11 protein-coding genes and 1 tRNA gene are annotated in these 15500 nt (G+C 58.4%); all 12 read right to left on the bottom strand.

Annotated elements, in window-relative coordinates:
- Positions 1 to 75 precede the first annotated feature (75 nt).
- A complete protein-coding gene (fusA, locus tag RYH74_RS25945; protein ID WP_025337489.1) occupies positions 76 to 2223 on the bottom strand; it encodes an elongation factor G in 2148 nt (715 codons plus the stop codon).
- 30 nt (positions 2224 to 2253) lie between these two features.
- A complete protein-coding gene (gene rpsG / locus RYH74_RS25940) occupies positions 2254 to 2724 on the bottom strand; it encodes a 30S ribosomal protein S7 (protein WP_003246741.1) in 471 nt (156 codons plus the stop codon).
- A gap of 106 nt (positions 2725 to 2830) precedes the next feature.
- Entirely contained in the window at positions 2831 to 3202 is a 372-nt protein-coding gene (gene rpsL, locus RYH74_RS25935) for a 30S ribosomal protein S12 (RefSeq protein ID WP_003255492.1), read from the bottom strand.
- Between the two features lie 211 nt (positions 3203 to 3413).
- Positions 3414 to 7613, bottom strand: a complete 4200-nt coding sequence (gene rpoC, locus RYH74_RS25930; RefSeq protein WP_025337488.1) for a DNA-directed RNA polymerase subunit beta' — start codon at positions 7611 to 7613, stop codon at positions 3414 to 3416.
- Between the two features lie 64 nt (positions 7614 to 7677).
- The gene (gene rpoB / locus RYH74_RS25925) at positions 7678 to 11751 is read right to left on the bottom strand and encodes a DNA-directed RNA polymerase subunit beta (protein ID WP_013970631.1); all 4074 of its coding nucleotides are present in this window, start codon (positions 11749 to 11751) and stop codon (positions 7678 to 7680) included.
- 220 nt (positions 11752 to 11971) lie between these two features.
- A complete protein-coding gene (gene rplL, locus RYH74_RS25920) occupies positions 11972 to 12343 on the bottom strand; it encodes a 50S ribosomal protein L7/L12 (protein ID WP_013970630.1) in 372 nt (123 codons plus the stop codon).
- 78 nt (positions 12344 to 12421) lie between these two features.
- Positions 12422 to 12922, bottom strand: a complete 501-nt coding sequence (gene rplJ, locus RYH74_RS25915; protein WP_003257082.1) for a 50S ribosomal protein L10 — start codon at positions 12920 to 12922, stop codon at positions 12422 to 12424.
- Positions 12923 to 13119: 197 nt separating this feature from the next.
- The gene (gene rplA / locus RYH74_RS25910) at positions 13120 to 13815 is read right to left on the bottom strand and encodes a 50S ribosomal protein L1 (RefSeq protein ID WP_013970629.1); all 696 of its coding nucleotides are present in this window, start codon (positions 13813 to 13815) and stop codon (positions 13120 to 13122) included.
- Complete coding sequence (gene rplK, locus RYH74_RS25905; RefSeq protein WP_003255500.1) at positions 13815 to 14246, bottom strand: 50S ribosomal protein L11; 432 nt, start codon at positions 14244 to 14246, stop codon at positions 13815 to 13817. Before rplK ends, rplA begins: the two co-directional genes overlap by 1 nt.
- Before the next feature lie 119 nt (positions 14247 to 14365).
- The gene (gene nusG / locus RYH74_RS25900) at positions 14366 to 14899 is read right to left on the bottom strand and encodes a transcription termination/antitermination protein NusG (RefSeq protein ID WP_003255501.1); all 534 of its coding nucleotides are present in this window, start codon (positions 14897 to 14899) and stop codon (positions 14366 to 14368) included.
- A gap of 9 nt (positions 14900 to 14908) precedes the next feature.
- Positions 14909 to 15277, bottom strand: coding sequence for a preprotein translocase subunit SecE (gene secE / locus RYH74_RS25895; protein ID WP_003257081.1), 369 nt, complete (start codon positions 15275 to 15277; stop codon positions 14909 to 14911).
- A gap of 44 nt (positions 15278 to 15321) precedes the next feature.
- Positions 15322 to 15397, bottom strand: a tRNA-Trp gene (locus RYH74_RS25890).
- Positions 15398 to 15500: the final 103 nt, after the last annotated feature.

Genomic DNA, 15500 nt, shown 5'->3' with positions numbered 1-15500 from the left:
GCCGACGTTAACGTGGGGAAGGGAACGATCAAATTTTTCTTTAGCCACGACAGTGAACCTCTTGCCTAAAGGGGATTAGCCTTGTTTTTTAACGAGTGCTTCGACGATGTTCGACGGAGCTTCGGCGTATTTGGAGAATTCCATGGAGTAGCTTGCGCGACCCTGAGACATGGAACGAACGTCGGTTGCGTAACCGAACATTTCTCCGAGCGGAACTTCAGCGCGGACGACACGGCCAGAGACCGACTCATCCATACCCTGGACCAGACCACGACGACGGTTCAGGTCACCCATCACGTCACCCAGGTAGTCTTCCGGGGTTACAACTTCGACCTTCATGATCGGCTCGAGAACCACGCCACCGCCCTTCTGGGCCAGTTGCTTGGTTGCCATCGAAGCAGCAATCTTGAACGCCATTTCGTTGGAGTCGACGTCGTGGTACGAACCGTCGAATACCGCGGCCTTCAGGCCGATCAGAGGATAGCCGGCAACAACGCCGTTCTTCATCTGCTCTTCGATACCCTTCTGGATCGCAGGGATGTATTCCTTAGGAATCACACCACCAACGACTTCGTTGGCAAACACCAGACCTTCGGTGATGTTGCCCTTGTCGTCCTGATCCGGCTCCGAGAAACGGATCCAGCAGTGACCGAACTGACCACGACCGCCCGACTGACGAACGAACTTGCCTTCGATCTCGACGTTGGACTTGGTGATCTTCTCGCGGTACGAAACCTGCGGCTTGCCGATGTTGGCTTCGACGTTGAACTCGCGCTTCATGCGGTCAACGAGGATGTCCAGGTGCAGCTCACCCATACCGGAGATGATGGTCTGACCAGTTTCTTCGTCAGTCTTGACGCGGAACGACGGGTCTTCCTGGGCCAGCTTGCCCAGTGCGATACCCATCTTCTCCTGGTCAGCCTTGGTTTTCGGCTCTACGGAGAGCGAAATCACAGGCTCTGGGAAGTCCATACGCTCGAGGATGATCGGCTTGTCGGCGTTGCACAGGGTGTCACCAGTGGTGACGTCCTTCATGCCGATCAGAGCGGCGATATCGCCCGCACGTACTTCTTTGATCTCTTCACGCTGGTTGGCGTGCATCTGCACCATACGACCAACGCGCTCTTTCTTGCCCTTGACCGAGTTGATGACGGAGTCACCGGAGGTCAGGAAGCCCGAGTAAACGCGAACGAAGGTCAGAGTACCAACGAACGGGTCGGTGGCAATCTTGAACGCCAGAGCCGAGAACGGCTCGTTGTCGTCAGCGTGACGCTCGTCGAACTGCTCTGGCTTGACTTCGTCCTTCGGCACGTCGATCAGGTCAGGGTGGATACCCTTGATCGCCGGGATTTCGGTCGGAGCAGGCAGGAAGTCGATCACGGCGTCGAGAACCAGGGGAACGCCCTTGTTCTTGAACGACGAACCGCAGACAGCCGGAACGATCTCGCTGGCCAGGGTGCGCGCGCGCAGGCCTGCCTTGATTTCCTCGACGGTCAGCTCACCTTCTTCAAGGTACTTGTTCATCAGCTCTTCGTTGGCTTCGGCGGCGGCTTCAACCATGTTGTTGCGCCACTCGTTAGCCAGCTCGACCATATCCGCAGGAATTTCTTCCTCGCGGTAGGTGGTGCCCTTGTCGTCTTCGTTCCAGTAGATGGCTTTCATCTTGATCAGGTCGACCTGACCCTGGAAGTCGTCTTCTGCACCGATAGCCAGCTGGACCGGAACCGGGGTGTGACCCAGGCGGTTCTTGATCTGGCCGACAACGCGCAGGAAGTTGGCACCAGCACGGTCCATCTTGTTCACGTATACAACACGTGGAACGCCGTACTTGTTGGCCTGACGCCATACGGTTTCGGACTGCGGCTCAACGCCGGAGGTACCGCAGAACACAACGACCGCGCCGTCGAGTACACGCAGCGAACGCTCTACTTCAATGGTGAAGTCAACGTGGCCGGGGGTATCGATGACGTTTACGCGGTAGTTGTCGTACTGACCACGGGAACCTTTCCAGAAGGTGGTAACGGCAGCGGAGGTAATGGTGATACCGCGCTCCTGCTCCTGCACCATCCAGTCGGTGGTCGCGGCGCCGTCGTGCACCTCGCCCATCTTGTGGCTCAGACCTGTGTAGAACAGGATCCGCTCGGTAGTGGTAGTCTTGCCCGCGTCAACGTGGGCGCAGATACCGATGTTACGGTAGCGGTTAATTGCTGTAGTACGAGCCATAAAGCCCTCGCAAAATGATTGATGCTTGAATTAGAAGCGGTAGTGCGAGAACGCTTTGTTGGCCTCGGCCATACGGTGCACGTCTTCACGCTTCTTGACTGCAGCACCCTTGCCTTCAGCAGCATCCAGCAGCTCGCCGGCCAGGCGCAGAGCCATCGACTTCTCGCCGCGCTTGCGGGCGTAGTCTACGAGCCAGCGCATTGCCAGAGCGTTACGACGGGATGGACGAACTTCAACCGGAACCTGGTAAGTGGCACCGCCGACACGGCGGGACTTAACTTCGACCAGCGGAGCGATGGCGTCGAGAGCTTTCTCGAAGATTTCCAGGGGGTCGCTGTTCTTGCGTGCTTTGACGGTATCCAGGGCACCGTAAACGATGCGCTCGGCTACGGCCTTCTTGCCGCTTTCCATCACGTGGTTCATGAACTTGGCGAGGATCTGGGATCCGTACTTCGGATCGTCAAGGATCTCACGTTTTGCTGCTACACGACGTCTTGGCATGATAAGCCCTCAAACGGTCTTCAGGTTAGCCCGGGACCAGGTCATTCGACCTACGCCCGACCTTACTCTTATCGACTCAAAAAAATGGATGTCTGCAAACGACCGATTACTTCGGACGCTTGGTACCGTACTTCGAACGACCCTGGTTACGGCCTTTAACGCCCGAAGTATCCAGAGAGCCGCGAACGGTGTGGTAACGAACACCTGGCAAGTCTTTTACACGGCCGCCACGGATCAGGACGACGCTGTGCTCTTGCAGGTTGTGGCCTTCACCACCGATGTACGAGGAAACCTCGAAACCGTTGGTCAGACGCACACGGCATACTTTACGCAGTGCCGAGTTAGGTTTTTTCGGCGTGGTGGTGTACACGCGGGTGCACACGCCACGACGCTGCGGGCAGTTCTGCAGCGCAGGAACGTCGGACTTCTCGACCGAACGCTTACGCGGCTGACGTACCAGCTGGTTGATAGTTGCCATCTACTAGCTCCACTGATTGTCTTGCGACTCTATTGTCTTGCAAGAAAGCCAAAAATTGGCGAGACGGAGCCTCACCAAATTTAAGGGTACAAAAGTCTAAAGAGGATCTTGCACCCAGTCAAGACGAGGCCCCGGCCCTCCCCGCCCGATCATCGGCAACATTTCATGTCGCCACTGATCGCTCGGGGCTTGCCGGGGCCCTGCCCTGTACTTAGTTACCGCTGGAGTTCAGCGCTTCGGTCAGTGCGGCTTCCACCTCACTGGCGCTCACACGCAGCGGCTTGTCGGCATCACGGCGACGCTTACGCTCGCTGTGGTAGGCCAGACCAGTACCGGCCGGGATCAGACGACCCACGACCACGTTCTCTTTCAGGCCGCGCAGGTAGTCGCGCTTGCCGGTTACTGCCGCTTCGGTCAGTACGCGGGTGGTTTCCTGGAAGGAAGCCGCGGAGATGAACGACTCGGTCGACAGCGACGCCTTGGTGATACCCAGCAGCACGCGGGTGAACTTGGAGACGAACTTGTCCTCGGCGGCGAGACGCTCGTTCTCTACCAGTACCTGGGTCAGTTCCATCTGGTCGCCCTTGATGAAGCTGGAATCGCCCGACTCGGAGATCTCGACCTTGCGCAGCATCTGACGCAGGATGGTCTCGATGTGCTTGTCGTTGATCTTAACGCCTTGCAGACGATAAACGTCCTGGATCTCGTTGACGATGTACTTCGCCAGCGCGCTCACACCCAGCAGACGCAGGATGTCGTGCGGATCGCTCGGGCCGTCGGAGATAACTTCGCCGCGGTTTACCTGTTCGCCTTCGAAGACGTTCAGGTGGCGCCACTTCGGAATCAGCTCTTCGTACGGATCGCTACCGTCGGTCGGGGTGATGACCAGACGACGCTTGCCTTTGGTCTCCTTGCCGAACGCGATGGTGCCGCTGACTTCAGCCAGAATCGAGGCCTCTTTCGGACGGCGCGCTTCGAACAGGTCGGCAACACGCGGCAGACCACCGGTGATGTCACGGGTCTTCGACGTTTCTTGCGGGATACGCGCGATAACATCACCAACACCGATCTGAGCACCGTCAGCCACGCCGACGAGGGCGTTAGCCGGCAGGAAGTACTGAGCAGGTACGTCAGTACCTGGCAGGTACAGGTCCTTGCCAGCGGCGTCGACCATCTTGATTGCCGGACGGATTTCCTTGCCTGCGGCAGGGCGATCCTTGACGTCCAGTACTTCAATGTTGGTCAAGCCGGTCAGCTCATCGGTCTGACGCTTGATGGTGATGTTTTCTTCCATGCCCACGAAGGTCACGGTACCTTTCAGCTCGGTAACGATCGGGTGGGTGTGCGGGTCCCACTTGGCGACGATGGCGCCAGCTTCAACCTTGTCACCTTCCTTGACCGAAATCACCGCACCGTAAGGCAGCTTGTAACGCTCACGCTCACGGCCAAATTCGTCGGCGATGGCCAACTCACCCGAACGCGATACGGCAACCAGGTTGCCATCGGCACGCTCAACCTGCTTGAGGTTGTGCAGACGCACCATACCGCCGTTCTTCACCTGGACGCTGTCGGCAGCCGAAGTACGGCTTGCAGCACCACCGATGTGGAACGTACGCATGGTCAGCTGGGTACCCGGCTCACCGATCGACTGGGCGGCGATAACGCCGACAGCTTCACCGATGTTCACCTGGTGACCGCGAGCCAGGTCACGGCCGTAGCACTTGGCGCAAATGCCGTAGCGGGTTTCGCAGTTGATCGGCGAACGCACGATCACTTCGTCGATGCTGTTCAGCTCGATGAACTCGACCCACTTCTCGTCGACCAGGGTACCGGCCGGAACGATGACGTCCTCGGTGCCTGGCTTGAACACGTCACGGGCGATAACACGACCCAGTACACGCTCACCCAGCGGCTCTACAACGTCGCCGCCTTCGATGTGCGGAGTCATCAGCAGACCCTGGTCGGTACCGCAGTCGATCTCGGTAACCACCAGATCCTGGGCAACGTCCACCAGACGACGAGTCAGGTAACCGGAGTTCGCAGTCTTCAGTGCGGTATCCGCCAGACCCTTACGAGCACCGTGGGTCGAAATGAAGTACTGCAGAACGCTCAGACCTTCACGGAAGTTCGCAGTGATCGGCGTCTCGATGATGGAGCCGTCCGGCTTGGCCATCAGGCCACGCATACCGGCCAGCTGACGGATCTGGGCTGCGGAACCCCGCGCACCGGAGTCAGCCATCATGTACATCGAGTTGAAGGACTCTTGCTCGACTTCCTTGCCTTCGCGGTCAATGACCTTCTCTTTCGAGAGGTTGGCCATCATCGCCTTGGACACTTCGTCGTTCGCCTTCGACCACAAGTCGATGACCTTGTTGTACTTCTCGCCCTGGGTTACCAGGCCGGAGGCGTACTGGCTCTCGATTTCCTTCACTTCGTCGGTAGCGGTACCGATGATGCGAGCTTTCTCGTCCGGGATAACGAAGTCGTTAACACCGATCGAAACGCCGGAAATGGTCGAGTAAGCGAAACCGGTGTACATCAGCTGGTCAGCGAAGATTACGGTCTCTTTCAGACCAACCACGCGGTAGCACTGGTTGATCAGCTTGGAGATCGCCTTCTTCTTCATCGGCTGGTTGACCACGTCGTACGGCAGGCCTGCCGGTACAACCTGGAACAGCAGCGCACGGCCGACGGTGGTGTCGACGATGCGGGTGTTCTTGACCACGGAACCATCACGCTCTTTCACGGTTTCGTTGATACGAACCTTGATTTTCGCGTGCAGGGCAGCCTCGCCGGCGCGGAATACGCGGTCGACTTCCTGCAGGTCGGCGAACACGCGACCTTCGCCCTTGGCGTTGATGGCCTCACGAGTCATGTAGTACAGACCCAGTACCACGTCCTGCGACGGAACGATGATTGGCTCACCGTTGGCTGGCGACAGGATGTTGTTGGTCGACATCATCAGCGCGCGCGCTTCGAGCTGGGCTTCCAGGGTCAGCGGCACGTGAACGGCCATCTGGTCACCGTCGAAGTCGGCGTTGTACGCGGCACAGACCAGCGGGTGCAGCTGGATAGCCTTACCTTCGATCAGAACCGGTTCAAATGCCTGGATACCCAGACGGTGCAGGGTCGGCGCACGGTTGAGCAGCACGGGGTGTTCGCGGATCACCTCGGCGAGCACGTCCCACACCTCTGGCAGCTCGCGCTCGACCATCTTCTTGGCAGCCTTGATGGTGGTCGCCAGACCACGCATTTCCAGCTTGCCGAAAATGAAAGGCTTGAACAGCTCGAGGGCCATCTTCTTCGGCAGACCGCACTGGTGCAGACGCAGGGTCGGGCCTACGGTAATTACCGAACGGCCAGAGTAGTCCACACGCTTACCGAGCAGGTTCTGACGGAAGCGACCTTGCTTACCTTTGATCATGTCGGCCAGGGACTTCAGCGGACGCTTGTTCGAGCCAGTGATGGCGCGACCGCGACGGCCGTTGTCCAGCAGGGCGTCGACCGCTTCCTGCAGCATGCGCTTTTCGTTGCGCACGATGATGTCCGGCGCCGACAGATCCAGCAGGCGCTTCAGACGGTTGTTACGGTTGATCACCCGACGATACAGGTCGTTCAGGTCGGAGGTCGCGAAGCGGCCGCCATCCAGCGGTACCAGCGGACGCAGGTCCGGCGGCAGCACTGGCAGGACGGTCAGGACCATCCACTCAGGCAGGTTGCCCGAACCCTGGAACGCTTCCATCAGCTTCAGGCGCTTGGACAGCTTCTTGATCTTGGTTTCCGAGTTGGTCTGCGGAATCTCTTCGCGCAGGCGACCGATCTCGTGCTCCAGGTCGATAGCGTGCAGCAGCTCGCGGACAGCCTCGGCACCCATGCGGGCGTCGAAGTCATCACCGAACTCTTCCAGCGCTTCGAAGTACTGCTCGTCGTTCAGCAGCTGGCCTTTTTCGAGAGTGGTCATGCCCGGGTCGATAACAACGTAGCTCTCGAAGTAGAGCACGCGCTCGATGTCACGCAGGGTCATGTCCATCAGCAGGCCGATACGGGACGGCAGCGACTTCAGGAACCAGATGTGGGCAACCGGCGAGGCCAGTTCGATGTGCGCCATGCGCTCACGACGAACTTTTGCCAGGGCAACTTCAACGCCGCACTTCTCGCAGATCACGCCGCGGTGCTTGAGGCGCTTGTACTTGCCGCACAGGCACTCGTAGTCCTTGACTGGGCCAAAGATCTTGGCGCAGAACAGGCCGTCACGTTCAGGCTTGAACGTACGGTAGTTGATGGTTTCCGGCTTCTTAACTTCACCGAACGACCACGAACGGATCATTTCAGGCGACGCCAGACCGATGCGGATGGCGTCGAACTCTTCGACTTGACCCTGGTTTTTCAGCAAATTCAGTAGGTCTTTCAAGGCCTTTCCTCCTGGCGGAGCAGGGAGCGGGCATTACCTGCCCCACTCCCCTTCGCGTCACGTGTTATTCGGTTTCCAGATCGATATCGATACCGAGCGAACGGATCTCTTTGATCAACACGTTGAAGGACTCGGGCATGCCCGGCTCCATACGGTGATCGCCATCCACGATGTTCTTGTACATCTTGGTACGGCCGTTCACGTCGTCCGACTTCACTGTGAGCATTTCTTGCAGGGTGTATGCCGCGCCGTATGCTTCCAGCGCCCACACTTCCATCTCCCCGAAACGCTGACCACCGAACTGCGCCTTACCACCCAGCGGCTGCTGGGTAACCAGGCTGTAGGAACCAGTGGAACGCGCGTGCATCTTGTCGTCCACCAAGTGGTTCAGCTTGAGCATGTACATGTAACCAACGGTCACAGGACGCTCGAACTTGTTGCCGGTACGGCCATCGAACAGCACCATCTGGCCGCTCTCTGGCAGGTCGGCCAGCTTCAGCATGGCCTTGATCTCGCGCTCCTTGGCACCGTCGAAGACCGGGGTAGCCATTGGCACGCCCTTCTTCAGGTTGTGGGCCAGGGCCAGGATCTCTTCGTCGGTGAACTCGTCCAGGTTTTCCTGACGACCGCCGATCTCGTTGTAGACCTCGGTCAGGAACACGCGCAGTTCAGCGGCCTTGCGCTGCTCTTCGATCATGCGGTCGATCTTCTCGCCCAGACCTTTGGCCGCCAGGCCCAGGTGGGTTTCGAGGATCTGACCGACGTTCATACGCGAAGGTACACCCAGCGGGTTCAGTACGACATCGACCGGAGTACCGTTGGCATCGTGCGGCATGTCTTCGACCGGCATGATTACCGAGACGACACCCTTGTTACCGTGACGACCGGCCATCTTGTCACCCGGTTGGATGCGACGACGGATTGCCAGGTAAACCTTGACGATCTTCAGTACGCCCGGTGCCAGGTCATCACCCTGCTGCAGCTTGCGCTTCTTGTCTTCGAACTTGTCGTCCAGCAGACGGCGACGATCGACGATGTACTGCTGAGCCTTTTCCAGCTGCTCGTTCAGTGCATCTTCGGCCATGCGCAGTTTGAACCACTGACCGTGCTCCAGACCGTCCAGTACTTCGTCAGTGATCACGGTGCCTTTCTTCAGGCCCGCGCCACCGTCGACCACCTGGCCGTTCAGGGCAGAACGCAGACGCTCGAAGGTTGCACCTTCGACGATGCGGAACTCTTCGTTGAGGTCCTTGCGGATCTCGTCCAGCTGCATCTTCTCGATGGCCAGGGCGCGGCTGTCACGCTCGACGCCATCACGGGTGAAGACCTGTACGTCGATGACGGTACCCTTGGTGCCGGTTGGCACGCGCAGGGAGGTGTCCTTAACGTCGCTGGCCTTCTCACCGAAGATTGCGCGCAGCAGTTTTTCTTCCGGAGTCAGCTGGGTTTCGCCTTTTGGCGTTACCTTGCCGACCAGGATGTCGCCAGCGCCGACTTCGGCACCCACGTAGACGATACCGGCTTCGTCCAGCTTGTTCAGTGCGGCTTCACCCACGTTCGGGATGTCCGCAGTGATTTCCTCTGGGCCAAGCTTGGTGTCACGCGCCACACAGGTCAGTTCCTGGATGTGGATGGTGGTGAAGCGGTCTTCCTGGACCACACGCTCGGACAGGCAGATGGAGTCTTCGAAGTTGAAGCCGTTCCACGCCATGAACGCGATGCGCATGTTCTGACCCAGTGCCAGTTCACCCATGTCGGTGGACGGGCCGTCGGCCATGATGTCGCCACGCTGAACCTTGTCACCTTTGCTCACCAGCGGACGCTGGTTGATGCAGGTGTTCTGGTTCGAACGGGTGTACTTGGTCAGGTTGTAGATATCCACACCTGCTTCGCCGGTTTCAACTTCGTCGTCAGCAACGCGAACAACGATACGGCTGGCGTCGACCGAGTCGATCACGCCACCGCGGCGAGCAACCACGCAGACACCGGAGTCACGGGCAACGTTGCGCTCCATGCCGGTACCTACCAGCGGCTTGTCGGCGCGCAGGGTCGGTACAGCCTGACGCTGCATGTTCGAACCCATCAATGCACGGTTGGCGTCGTCGTGCTCGAGGAACGGAATCAGCGACGCAGCGACGGAAACAACCTGCTTCGGCGAAACGTCCATCAGGGTGACGTCTTCCGGCGCCTTGACGGTGAATTCGTTCAGGTGACGAACAGCTACCAGCTCATCGATCAGCTGCTTCTTCTCGTTCATCGCGGCCGAAGCCTGGGCGATGACGTGATCCGCCTCTTCAATGGCCGACAGGAACACGATGTCGTCGCTGACCACGCCTTCCTTCACCACGCGGTACGGGCTTTCCAGGAAGCCGTACTGGTTGGTGCGGGCATAGGCAGCCAGGGAGTTGATCAGACCGATGTTCGGACCTTCAGGGGTCTCGATCGGGCACACACGGCCGTAGTGGGTCGGGTGTACGTCACGGACTTCGAAGCCGGCACGCTCACGGGTCAGACCACCTGGGCCGAGTGCGGAGACGCGGCGCTTGTGGGTAATCTCGGAGAGCGGGTTGTTCTGGTCCATGAACTGGGACAGCTGGCTGGAGCCGAAGAACTCTTTCACCGCCGCCGCAACCGGCTTGGCGTTGATCAGGTCTTGCGGCATCAGGCCTTCGCTTTCCGCCATCGACAGGCGTTCCTTGACCGCGCGCTCGACACGCACCAGGCCAACGCGGAACTGGTTCTCGGCCATTTCGCCGACGCAACGTACGCGACGGTTACCCAGGTGGTCGATGTCGTCGACGATGCCTTTGCCGTTACGGATGTCGACCAGGGTCTTCAGAACCTCGACGATATCTTCCTTGCTCAGCACGCCCGAACCTTCGATCTCGGTACGACCGATACGACGGTTGAACTTCATGCGGCCAACGGCGGACAGGTCGTAACGCTCGGCGCTGAAGAACAGGTTGTTGAACAGGGTCTCGGCAGCATCCTTGGTTGGCGGCTCGCCAGGACGCATCATGCGGTAGATCTCGACCAGGGCTTCCAGCTGGTTGCTGGTGGTGTCGATCTTCAGGGTATCGGAGATGAACGGACCGCAATCGATGTCGTTGGTGTACAGGGTCTCGATACGGACAACCTGTGCCTTGGCGACCTTGATCAGCAGTTCGGTGGTCATCTCGGTGTTGCATTCGGCCAGGATCTCGCCGGTAGCCGGATGCACGATGGCCTTGGCGGTAGTGCGGCCCAGGACGTATTCCATAGGAACGTCCAGCTGCTTGACGCCGGCCTTCTCGAGCTGGTTGATGTGGCGCGCGGTAATACGGCGGCCCTGCTCGACGATGACTTTGCCGGTTTCGTCATGGATATCCATGACTGCAACCTCACCACGCAGACGCTGAGGTACCAGTTCCAGGCTGAGCTTCTCGCCGGAAATGTGGAACACGTTGGTGGTGTAGAAGGTGTTCAGCACTTCTTCAGTGCTGTAACCCAGGGCACGCAGCAGCACCGAGGCCGGCAGTTTGCGGCGACGGTCGATACGTACGAACACGCAGTCCTTCGGGTCGAACTCGAAGTCCAGCCAGGAGCCGCGGTAAGGGATGATGCGAGCGGAGTACAGCAGCTTGCCGGAGCTGTGAGTCTTGCCACGGTCGTGGTCGAAGAACACACCAGGCGAACGGTGCAGCTGGGAAACGATCACACGCTCGGTACCGTTGATAACGAAGGTACCGTTCTCAGTCATCAGGGGGATTTCACCCATGTAGACTTCTTGCTCTTTGATGTCCTTGATCGCTTTGTTCGACGATTCCTTGTCGAAGATGATCAGGCGCACCTTGACCCGCAGTGGGACCGCGAAGGTCACGCCACGCAGGACACATTCCTTCACATCGAAGGCGGGTTCGCCCAGGCGATAGCCTACGTACTCCAGGGCAGCATTGCCGGAGTAGCTGATGATCGGGAATACCGATTTGAAGGCCGCGTGCAGGCCGACGTCGCGGAACTGATCCTTGGATGCTCCCGCTTGCAGGAATTCGCGATACGAATCCAGCTGGATGGCCAGGAGGTAAGGCACATCCATGACGTCCGGCAACTTGCTAAAGTCCTTGCGGATACGTTTTTTCTCAGTGTATGAGTAAGCCATCAGCGTTCCCCAGCTTGGTCACCTGCTTGTTTGGCTTCTCCCGGCGGGAGCAGCCAGAAAATCGTGCAAACCCCTTGGTTTGCGCCACCCACATGGGTGTCTTGCAGCTTGTTATCGGGGCCGGCCTGACCGGCCACCAATAACGGAAAAAGGCCGGTGGCATAAGCCACCAGCCATCAGCCCTTCGCTCAACGCTCGGACTGGAGTCGCAAGGTCGAGATTACTTCAGCTCGACTTTAGCGCCAGCTTCTTCCAGCTTCTTCTTCGCGTCTTCAGCGGCTTCTTTCGAAACGCCTTCAGCGATAACCTGAGGAGCGCCGTCGACTTTCTCTTTGGCTTCTTTCAGGCCCAGACCGGTCAGTTCACGAACGGCCTTGATCACGTTTACTTTCTTGTCGCCAGCTTCGGTCAGAACGACGTTGAACTCGGTCTGTTCTTCAACAGCGGCAGCAGCGCCAGCGGCTGGGCCAGCGGCAACAGCGGCAGCAGCGGTAACGCCGAAGGTTTCTTCCATCGCTTTGATCAGTTCAACAATTTCCAGAACAGTTTTCTGGCCGATTGCTTCGATGATTTGCTCGTTAGTCAGAGACATGACTTCAATCCTGTATTGGGGTGACAGCCTACGCAGCCATCAAATTAAACGTATGATTTTGAAAGAGTTGCGCGTGCCTTAGGCAGCAGCAGCTTCTTTCTGGTCGCGCAGAGCTGCCAGGGTACGAGCCAGCTTGCTGGTTGCACCTTGGATTACGCTCATCAGCTGTGCGATAGCCTCGTCGCGAGTTGGCAGGGTTGCCAGCACGTCGATCTGGTTAGCGGCAAGGAACTTGCCGTCAAACGCAGCTGCCTTGATCTCGAACTTGTCCTGACCCTTGGCGAACTCTTTGAACAGACGAGCAGCAGCGCCCGGGTGTTCGTTGGAGAAAGCAATCAGGGTCGGGCCTTTGAACGCGTCGTTGAGGATCGAGAATTCGGTGCCTTCAACAGCGCGCTTCAGCAGGGTGTTACGTACGACACGTACGTAAACGCCAGCTTCGCGGGCCTCTTTACGGAGTCCGGTCATTGCGCCTACAGTCACACCACGGGCATCAGCCACGACAGCGGACAGAGCGACTTTGGCAGCCTCGTTGACTTCAGCGACGATGGCCTTCTTGTCTTCGAGTTTAATTGCCACGGGTTTACTCCTGGTTTTTACCGTTTCATCTGGCCGGAGCCGGATGTCGTTTTGGTGTCTGATTCGGTAACGAATCGGGAGCACCATCTGCGTGGGCTGGTGTTTTAAGGCTTGCGCCGCCTACGGTCTTGGATAGCCCCCGCCAGGCAGGGACCCCAATTTTTGCTGGTGGCGCGACAGGTCGCGCCACCATGTTCTTACACGTTCAGCGAGCTCTGATCGATGACCAGACCTGGGCCCATGGTGGTGCTCAGGGTAACGCGCTTGACGTAGATACCTTTCGAGGAAGCTGGCTTGATACGCTTCAGATCAGCGATCAGGGCTTCAACGTTTTCCTTCAGCTTGCCGGCTTCGAAGCCGACCTTGCCAACGGAGGTGTGGATGATACCGTTCTTGTCGGTACGGTAGCGAACCTGACCAGCCTTGGCGTTCTTGACGGCGCCGGCTACGTCTGGGGTCACGGTACCAACTTTCGGGTTAGGCATCAGGCCGCGAGGACCCAGAACCTGACCCAGCTGACCTACAACGCGCATGGCATCAGGCGATGCGATAACGACGTCATAGTTCAGGTCGCCGCCTTTCATTTCGGCAGCCAGATCGTCCATACCTACGCGGTCAGCGCCGGCAGCCAGAGCGGCTTCAGCAGCTGGACCCTGGGTGAAGACAGCAACGCGAACGGTCTTGCCAGTGCCGTGCGGCAGCACGGTAGCGCTACGTACGACCTGGTCGGATTTACGCGGGTCAACACCGAGGTTAACGGCGATGTCGTAGGATTCTACGAACTTGGCAGCCGGCAGCGAAGCCAGCAGAGTGGCCGCTTCTTCGAAGTTGTAGGCCTTGCCTGCTTCGATTTTCTCGGCGATTGCCTTTTGGCGTTTGGTCAGCTTAGCCATTACACACCCTCCACGTTCAGGCCCATGCTGCGGGCAGAGCCAGCGATGGTGCGTACAGCAGCGTCCAGGTCAGCGGCAGTCAGATCAGCCTGTTTAGCTTTGGCGATGTCTTCCAGCTGAGCACGGGTAACGGTACCGACTTTAACGGTGTTCGGGCGAGCCGAACCACTGGTCAGGCCAGCAGCTTTCTTCAGCAGAACCGAGGCAGGGGTGCTCTTGGTCTCGAAGGTGAAGCTACGGTCGCTGTAGACAGTGATGATCACAGGAGTCGGCAGGCCGGCTTCTTGACCCTGGGTACGGGCGTTGAAGGCCTTGCAGAATTCCATGATGTTCACACCGTGTTGACCCAGTGCTGGACCAACGGGTGGGCTTGGGTTGGCCTGGCCGGCCTTAACTTGCAGCTTGATGTAAGCCTGAATCTTCTTAGCCATGAGCTACTCCAAAATCGGGTACGAACGCCTGTTGGCTCCCCGGATGACTTGCGTTTTATCCCAGTGACGACAAAACCCCGCAGCACACAGGGCTGCGGGGTATGGGATGCTTCGTCCGCCTAGACCTTTTCGACCTGGCTGAACTCGAGCTCCACCGGAGTAGAGCGACCGAAAATGAGCACCGCTACCTGCAGGCGACTCTTTTCGTAGTTAACCTCTTCGACACTACCATTGAAGTCAGCGAACGGACCGTCAATGACTCGAACCACTTCACCCGGCTCGAACAGCGTCTTCGGCTTCGGCTTGTCGCTACCGTCGGCAACGCGACGCAGGATAGCCTCTGCTTCTTTATCGGTGATCGGCGCAGGCTTGTCTGCGGTGCCACCAATAAAGCCCATCACACGAGGGGTGTCCTTGACCAAGTGCCAAGTCCCTTCGTTCATCTCCATCTGGACCAGTACATAGCCAGGGAAGAATTTACGCTCACTCTTGCGCTTCTGGCCGTTGCGCATTTCGACGACTTCTTCGGTCGGGACCAGGATCTCGCCGAAACCGTCTTCCATGCCAGCCAGCTTGACGCGCTCGATCAGGGAGCGCATTACATGCTTCTCGTAACCCGAGTAAGCATGCACAACATACCAACGCTTAGCCACGGGACACCTTTAGCCAACGATCAAGGAGACCGCCCAGCCGAGCAGGGAATCAAGACCCCACAGCAGCAGTGCCATAACCAGCACGACAGCCACGACAATCAGCGTGGTCTGGGTGGTTTCCTGGCGGGTCGGCCACACGACTTTACGAATCTCGGTACGAGCTTCCTTCGCCAGCGCAAAGAACGACTTGCCCTTCGCAGTCTGCAGAGCTACAAAGCCCGCGACAGCAGCCAGGACGAGAAGTGCGAGGACGCGATACAGGATCGGGGAGGCGGAGTAATACTGGTTACCCACTACACCGACAACCACCAAAGCCACTACAGCCAGCCACTTGAACAGATCAAAACGCGATTCTTGGGCTTCAGTTTTGGGAGTCATCGAGGAGGATCCTGTGAGAAGAAAGCCATCACACCGAGGTGAAATGGCAGGTCAGGAGGGAATCGAACCCCCAACCTACGGTTTTGGAGACCGTCGCTCTGCCAATTGAGCTACTGACCTGTAACGCTGTATCAGGCCGGCCATTATACCGGCCTGATCAAGTAAATCAACTACTTATTCAATAATTTTTGCTACGACGCCGGCGCCGACGGTACGACCGCCT

The organism is Pseudomonas sp. LSJ-87 (genome assembly GCF_032971465.1).
In the GTDB taxonomy this organism is placed as follows: domain Bacteria; phylum Pseudomonadota; class Gammaproteobacteria; order Pseudomonadales; family Pseudomonadaceae; genus Aquipseudomonas; species Aquipseudomonas putida_Z.
Note: the sequence above shows the minus strand (reverse complement) of the source record. Positions and strands in the feature narration are given on the sequence as shown.

Excerpts from the sequence above, each read along its gene's own strand:
- fusA (WP_025337489.1), bottom strand. The coding sequence starts at position 2,223 with ATGGCTCGTACTACAGCAATTAACCGCTACCGTAACATCGGTATCTGC.
- rpsG (WP_003246741.1), bottom strand. The coding sequence starts at position 2,724 with ATGCCAAGACGTCGTGTAGCAGCAAAACGTGAGATCCTTGACGATCCG.
- rpsL (WP_003255492.1), bottom strand. The coding sequence starts at position 3,202 with ATGGCAACTATCAACCAGCTGGTACGTCAGCCGCGTAAGCGTTCGGTC.
- rpoB (WP_013970631.1), bottom strand. The coding sequence starts at position 11,751 with ATGGCTTACTCATACACTGAGAAAAAACGTATCCGCAAGGACTTTAGC.
- rplL (WP_013970630.1), bottom strand. The coding sequence starts at position 12,343 with ATGTCTCTGACTAACGAGCAAATCATCGAAGCAATCGGCCAGAAAACT.
- rplA (WP_013970629.1), bottom strand. The coding sequence starts at position 13,815 with ATGGCTAAGCTGACCAAACGCCAAAAGGCAATCGCCGAGAAAATCGAA.
- rplK (WP_003255500.1), bottom strand. The coding sequence starts at position 14,246 with ATGGCTAAGAAGATTCAGGCTTACATCAAGCTGCAAGTTAAGGCCGGC.
- secE (WP_003257081.1), bottom strand. The coding sequence starts at position 15,277 with ATGACTCCCAAAACTGAAGCCCAAGAATCGCGTTTTGATCTGTTCAAG.